A 6,794-nucleotide genomic window follows, 5' to 3' on the forward strand; every position below is an offset into this window, starting at 1 on the left:
AGGCCGTCGACTCCGTGTACGTGAACATCCCCGATCTCGAGGGACTCGCGGCCGAGGCCCACGACGCCGTCGCCTCCGGGTTCGGCTCCAAAGCCTGCATCCACCCCAACCAGGTGGCCGTGGTCCGTGACGCGTACGCCCCTTCCGAGGCCGACGTCGCAGCGGCCGAAGAACTCCTGGGCGCCGCTGCGGCCGCGGGCACCGGCGTGTTCCAATTCAAGGGCAAGATGATCGACGGGCCCATCCTCAAGCACGCCGAAGCCACCCTCCGCCGCGCAGGCCGTTAGGTCTGGGGAATTCGGGGCGGGGTCCCGGGGTCCGGAGTGAGCCCAGTCCGCCAGGGCTCGTCGGTTCGCCACAAATGGCCGGATTGGTGGGCCGGTTAGCGGCCATTTGTGGCAACTCGGTGTGGTGCACACCGAAACCCCGGCCGCCCGCGCCCCGTTCCGGTCTTCCGCGCTGCACCTGGGCCTCGGGTGGTTGGCACGAGCGCTGAGTCGACTTCGGGCGATCACAGGGCCAGAACAGAAGCCCTACCTGCTGGAGCTCGTCGGTTCGCCACAAATGGCCGGATTGGTGGGCCGGTTAGCGGCCATTTGTGGCAATCCGACGTCGTGTGAATCGAGCGGGCCACTCAATATGTAGCCGCGGCGCCCCTTCGCCCGGCCGCCGGCCCGGTCCCAACCGGCGCCCAGATCCGGCACATCCCAACCGACCSTAGCGCCGCCACAGGTAGCGGTTCTCCGGGCGGCCGGCAGCACCGTAGCGCGGCGTGAGCCGGGCGAAGCCTGTAGCCACCAGATACTCGAGGTAGCGGCGGGCGCTGACCCGTGACAATCCAAGCCGGAGGGCCAGGCCTGCTGCGGACTCGTCGCCCGGGGTGTCCTGCAGGGCTTCGATGACCGCGTCCAGGGTGGGCCGGGAGAGTCCCTTGGGTAAGCGCGCTGGACTCTCTGTGGCTCCAGAAAATCCGACGGCCCCTGGCAACCCGGCCCTCGGCAGCCCAGCCGCCGACTCCCCGCCGTCAGCCCCATGGCCGCCCTGGTTCCCGTGACCCCCGTGACCCCCCGGACCGCCCCGCCCGGACAACGTGCCGGACAACCGCGAAGGGCGCGCCGGGGCCACGATCCGGTCGATCCGCTCCTGGTCCAGGGGGCCAGCGGAGGCACCGGCGGCGAGTTCGTCGCGCAGTGCCACGTAACGGTCCAGCCGGTCGTTCAGCGCCTGCGACGTGAACGGTTTGACGAGGTAGTGCAGTATGCCGCCGGCCATTGCCGAGCGCACGGTTTCCAGCTCACGCGACGCCGTGATCACCAGGACATCAACGGGCTGCCGGGGCCGATTCCGGAGCGCCTGCAGGACATCCAGTCCCGACATGTCCGGCAGGTGGATATCGAGGAGAACCAGTTCGGGCAGCAGTTCCGCAGCGAGATCCAGCCCCTGCTGCCCGGTGTGCGCCGTACCCACCACCTCGAAACCGCCACGGGCCAGCAGGAAGCCATGGTGGATCCCCGCCACGGCCACGTCATCGTCAATGATGAGGGTGCGTATGCCACTCATGGTCGTCCAAGTACCGCCTCTGGTGTCCCGGCGCCGGCTAACCCGGACACCTCTGTCCTGAAAACAACCGTAAAGCAGGCACCGCCAAGCGCCGAACGGGACACCACCGCGCTGCCACCCCGGCGCCGGGCCACACGCTGGACCAGGGCCAGGCCGAGCCCCCGGGTGTTGATCCCGTCCGGTTCCTTGCTGGTCACCCCGGGCTCGAACACCACTTCCCGGTCAGCCGCCGGAACGCCCGGCCCGTCGTCGTCCACCGTGAGCGTGCGTCCGCCGGGACCCTCGGCGAGGGCGACGGCGATGGTGCTGTCATAGCCGACGGCGTCCACGGCGTTGTCGATCAGGTTGCCGAGCACGGTGATGGCGTCGTCGGTGCCGTCCGGAGTGCAGACCGAGGCCGGGTCAACCTCGATGTCGATGCCCCGCTCCGCGCACACCGTGGACTTGGCGATCAACAGGGCCCGGACGCCGTCGTCGGTGATCCCCGGGGCGAGCGGGCGGTCCACGAACGCGGCATCGCTCTGGCTGCGGCCGAGGTAATCAACGGCCTTCGCCTGTTGGCCGAGCTCCAGCAGGCCGGAGATGACGTGGAGTTTGTTGGCGAATTCGTGCGCCTGGGCCCGCAAGGCCTGCGTCACGTCCAGGGCGCCGTCGCGGTCCCGGAGCATGGTGTGCAGTTCCGTCCGGTCGCGCAGGATCAGCACCTTCCCCACTTCCCGCCCGTCCACGGTGGCAGCATTGACCTTGCCCAGCAGGATGCGCTCGCCGGAAAGCACCAGCTCGTCCGTAGCGGACCCGGCCGCGAGCAGGCGATGGATCCCCGGCTCGAGCGAGTCGGTGGCAGCGGTGCCAAGGATCTCCTCGCCCACGTCCAGCAGCCGCCGCGCCTCATCGTTCACCAGTGCCACTTTGCCGTCGGCGTCGACCGCCACGAGCCCTTCGCCGAGGCCGTGGAGCATGGCGTCGCGGGTCTCGAGCAGGGCTGCGATGTCCTCGGGCTCGAGCTTGTAAATCCGCCGCCAGACCAGCTTCGAGACGTACATGGCGCCCAGGGAACTCAGGAGTGCGGCGCCCAGCAGCCAGCCGAACAGCAGCGGGAGGTCCTCGTTCAGGTCCGCCGCCAGGGTACTTTCCAGCACCCCCACCGACGCGGAGCCGATGACTGTGCCGCCGCGGTCAAAGATGGGAACCTTGACCCGCCAGGACTCGCCTAGGGTCCCTGTCTGGGTGCCGACATAGATGTCGCCGGACAGCGGTACGGAGGGGTCGGTGGAGACATGCTTGCCGATCTCCTCCGGATTCGGGTGGGACTGCCGGACGCCGTTGCGGTCGGTCACCACCACGTAGGTGACGTTGGAGGCCTGCCGGATGACCTCGGCGATCGGCTGGATGGTCTGCGCGGGGGAGTCGGTGCTGAAGGCGTCCACCACGGACGGCAGCCGGGCCACGCTGTCGGCGACGCCGATCATCCGGCTCTTGTACGCGTCGCGGAGCTGTTGTTCCTGCATCCGGATCGTCACGGCACCCACGACGGTGAGGACGGCCAGAACGATTCCGAGCTGCAGGGCCACCAGCTGAAAGCGCAGCGGAATCCTGTGAAACATGTCACAAGTGTCCCATCCGGTACCGGCGCGGCAGGACGGATGACGCCTTCGGGCCGTGACCAATATGACCACTACTACCTCTACGTCCGAATACTGTTCCCCGGCGGGACCCGCCCCTACGGTCGGGGAAGTGATTCCAATGATGTGCATCACATTTCGTACAAGGAGAGATAATGACGTCCCACCTCAACTTCACCCGCCGGGCCGCCCTCACGGCCGGTGCCGCAGGCCTCGTGCTCGCGATGTCCRCCTGCGCCGGAGGAGGCGCCGCTGCCGGGTCAGGCTCTGACTCCGTCAAGAAGCTCAGCATCATCGTCCCCGCCAACCCGGGCGGCGGCTGGGACCAGACCGGCCGCGCCATCCAGGCGGACCTGCAGTCCAACAAGCTCGTCTCCTCCGCCCAGGTCACCAACATCGGCGGCGGCGGCGGAACCAACGGCCTGGCCAAGCTCGCCACCGAAAAGGACGCCAACACCCTGATGGTGATGGGCTACGTGATGGTCGGCGCCGTGGAGACCAACGGGGCGAAGACCCGCCTCGAGGACACCACCCCGATCGCCCGCCTGACCGAGGAACCGCTGGTGCTCGTGGTGCCGGCCTCCTCGAAGTACCAGACCGTGCAGGACCTCGTGGCGGACATCAAGGCCAACGGCAAGGGTGTCGCCATCACCGGCGGCTCGGCCGGCGGCGCAGACCACATCCTGGCCGGCCAGATCCTGAAGTCCCAGGGCGTCGAGCCGGAGAAGCTGAACTACATCGGCTACTCGGGCGGCGGCGAATCCATCGCGGCGCTGCTGGGCAACAAGGTGCAGGCCGGCATCTCCGGCATCGGGGAATACGCGGAGCAGGTCAAGGCCGGCAAGGTCCGCGCGCTCGCCGTCTCCGGCAAAGCCGAAGTTCCGGCGCTGCCCGGCATCAAGCCCCTCAAGGAGCAGGGCATCGACGTCGTCCTGACCAACTGGCGCGGCGTAGTGGCGCCCGGTTCGATCGACGACGCCCAGCGCACCAAGCTCACCGAGCTGGTCACCAAGCTGCACGAGTCCGAGGCCTGGAAGTCCACCCTGAAGAAGAACAACTGGGACGACGCCTTCCTCGCCGGTGACGGGTTCAAGACCTTCCTCACCGACGACATCAGCAAGGTCAAGACCACCCTGACGCAGATTGGCCTGGTCAAGTAACAATGTCTTCGCAAGTTCTCACGCCCGCCAAACGGCCCACGGGGGAGATCCTTTTCGCCCTGGTGTTCGTCAGCGTGGGCGCGGCAGGACTCCTGACGGCGGGATCCATCCCGATCCCGCCGTCGGAGACCGGCATCGGCCCGCGTGCCTTCCCGTACATCGTGTGCAGCGTCCTGGTGCTGGTGGGCCTCGGCATCGTCATCCAGGTCCTGCGCGGCAAAGTCGGCCAGGCCGAGGAGGGTGAGGACCTCGACGTCACGGCCAAAACGGACTGGATCGCGCTGGCCAAGCTCGTCGCCTTCGTTGTGCTGCACATCTTCCTGATCGAACCGGCAGGCTGGCCAATCGCCGCAGCCGTGCTGTTCAGCGGATCCGCCTGGACCCTCGAGGCCAAGCCGCTGTGGAAGGCCATCCTGGTCTCGGTGATCATGGCCCTGGTGCTGCAGTACGTCTTTGGCGGCCTGCTGGGCGTCTCGCTCCCGCCGGGTCCGCTGCTTGAGGGGGTGCCGTTCTTCCATGGATAGCTTTATGCTCCTGCTCGAAGGCTTCACGACCGCGCTTCAGCCGGTCTACCTGCTGTACGCCCTGGGGGGCGTGTTCGTCGGTACCGCCGTCGGTGTGCTGCCGGGCATCGGGCCGGCCATGACGGTGGCCCTGCTGATGCCGATCACCTATGCGCTGGACCCGGCGGCGGCCCTGATCGTGTTCGCCGGTATCTACTACGGCGGCATGTACGGCGGCTCCACCACCTCCATCCTGCTCAACACCCCGGGCGAGTCCTCCTCGATTGTCACCGCCCTCGAGGGCAACAAAATGGCCAAGGCCGGCCGGGGAGCAGCAGCGCTGGCGACGGCGGCGATCGGCTCGTTCATCGCCGGCACCATCGCCACCGTGCTGCTGTCCTTCCTGGCCCCGGTGGTGGCGGATCTCGCCGTCGGGCTCGGCCCGGTCGATTACGTCGCACTGATGGTGGTGGCGTTCCTGACCGTTGGCGCCCTGCTGGGCGCCTCCGTACTGCGCGGGCTGGCGTCACTGGCCCTGGGGCTGTTCATCGGCCTGATCGGAATCGACGACAGCACCGCCCAGCAACGGTTCACGTTCGACAACCCCAACCTGGTGGACGGCATCGACATGGTGCTGGTGGCCGTGGGCCTCTTCGCCCTGGGTGAGGCGCTGTACGTGGCCTCCAAGCTCCGGCACGGGCCCGTGGAAGTCATCCCCGTCAGCAAGGGCAAGAACGCCTGGCTGTCCAGGGAGGACTGGAAGCGGTCCTGGAAGCCCTGGCTGCGCGGGACGTTCATCGGCTTCCCGATCGGCACCGTGCCGGCCGGCGGCGCCGACGTCTCCACCTTCCTGTCCTACGCCGCCGAACGCCGGCTCGCCAAGGGCGCCCACAAAGCGCAGTTCGGCAAGGGCGCCATCGAGGGTGTCGCCGGTCCGGAGGCGGCCAACAACGCCGCCGCCGCCGGCGTCCTGGTCCCGCTGCTGACCCTGGGCATCCCGACGACGGCCACCGCCGCCATGATGCTCACCGCATTTCAGCGCTACCAGATCCAGCCCGGGCCGCTCCTGTTTGAAAACCAGGGCGCACTGGTCTGGACCCTGATCGCCTCGCTGTACGTGGGCAACCTGATGCTGCTGGTCCTCAACCTGCCCCTGGTGGGCCTCTGGGTGAAGATCCTGCAGATCCCGCGGCCGTTCCTGTACGCCGGCATCCTGGTGTTCGCGGCGCTGGGCGCCTTCTCGGTGAACTTCTCGCCGAGCGACGTCGGTGTCCTCCTGGTGGTGGGCATCCTGGGCTACTTCATGCGCCGCTACGGTTACCCCGTGGCGCCCATGGTGGTGGCGATGATCCTGGGCCCGATGTTCGAAGTGCAGCTGCGGCGCTCGCTGCAGCTCTCCCAGAACGACCCCTCGGCCCTGTTCTCCACGCCGTTCGCCGTGGTGGTCTACGCGACCATGGCCCTGATCTTCCTGGGCTCCTGGTGGCTTCGCCGCCGGCAGGCAGCCCTGGAAGCGGTCACGGAGAAGGAGTCCGTGTCCGTCTGACCGATCCAGTTGGCAGTTCGCGGCAGTGTTGGGCAAACACTGCCGCGGACTGCCAACCCGCGTCCGGACGGCGTGCCCGGGGAATCCGGTGCCGCCGCCGTGCGGGATACTTAAGAAATGCAGCCGCGCACAATCGTCCTCCTTGGTTCCACSGGKTCCATCGGCACCCAGGCCATCGACGTCGTCGACGGCGCCCCGCACCTYTTCGAGATCGTGGCSCTCAGCGCCGGCGGCGGCAACCCYGAMCTYCTSGCSCGSCAGGCCGTRCACACCCGGGCCCGCGCCGTCGGCGTCGCCACCGGCGACGCCACAGCCCTCCAGCAACTGATCGACGACGCCGCCCGTGCGGCCGGCGTCGCAGGCTACCGGCCGGAGCTCATCACCGGCCCGGACGCGTCCACCC

6 protein-coding genes and 1 pseudogene are annotated in these 6,794 nt (G+C 68.3%); 5 read left to right on the top strand and 2 right to left on the bottom strand.

Annotated features, from left to right (window positions below; genetic code table 11):
- The coding region (locus tag AC1DHD_RS12695) for an HpcH/HpaI aldolase/citrate lyase family protein (RefSeq protein WP_476880059.1) at window positions 1-287 on the top strand (287 nt) is incomplete at its 5' end.
- A 298-nt stretch (window positions 288-585) separates the two neighbouring features.
- On the opposite strand, the gene AC1DHD_RS12700 is transcribed toward AC1DHD_RS12695, so the two are convergent.
- Together AC1DHD_RS12700 and AC1DHD_RS12705 are read right to left on the bottom strand one after the other, a co-directional pair.
- Window positions 586-1,560: a response regulator transcription factor gene (locus AC1DHD_RS12700; protein ID WP_476880060.1), complete on the bottom strand. Its 975-nt coding sequence runs from the start codon at window positions 1,558-1,560 to the stop codon at window positions 586-588.
- Window positions 1,557-3,164, bottom strand: a complete 1,608-nt coding sequence (locus AC1DHD_RS12705) for an ATP-binding protein (protein WP_476880061.1) — start codon at window positions 3,162-3,164, stop codon at window positions 1,557-1,559. Before AC1DHD_RS12705 ends, AC1DHD_RS12700 begins: the two co-directional genes overlap by 4 nt.
- A 173-nt stretch (window positions 3,165-3,337) precedes the next feature.
- Between AC1DHD_RS12705 and AC1DHD_RS12710 the strand changes: the two genes are divergently transcribed.
- The 4 genes and pseudogenes from AC1DHD_RS12710 to AC1DHD_RS12725 form a co-directional block, all read left to right on the top strand.
- The gene (locus AC1DHD_RS12710; RefSeq protein ID WP_476880062.1) at window positions 3,338-4,342 is read left to right on the top strand and encodes a Bug family tripartite tricarboxylate transporter substrate binding protein; all 1,005 of its coding nucleotides are present in this window, start codon (window positions 3,338-3,340) and stop codon (window positions 4,340-4,342) included.
- Between the two features lie 2 nt (window positions 4,343-4,344).
- On the top strand, window positions 4,345-4,866 hold the full coding sequence (locus AC1DHD_RS12715) for a tripartite tricarboxylate transporter TctB family protein (RefSeq protein WP_476880063.1): 522 nt from the start codon (window positions 4,345-4,347) through the stop codon (window positions 4,864-4,866).
- On the top strand, window positions 4,859-6,391 hold the full coding sequence (locus tag AC1DHD_RS12720; RefSeq protein ID WP_476880064.1) for a tripartite tricarboxylate transporter permease: 1,533 nt from the start codon (window positions 4,859-4,861) through the stop codon (window positions 6,389-6,391). The genes AC1DHD_RS12715 and AC1DHD_RS12720 overlap by 8 nt, the downstream gene beginning before the upstream one ends.
- A 117-nt stretch (window positions 6,392-6,508) precedes the next feature.
- Window positions 6,509-6,794, top strand: a pseudogene (locus tag AC1DHD_RS12725) (1-deoxy-D-xylulose-5-phosphate reductoisomerase); the annotation flags it as partial.

The sequence above is a fragment of the Arthrobacter sp. 05L45_2 genome (assembly GCF_056397525.1).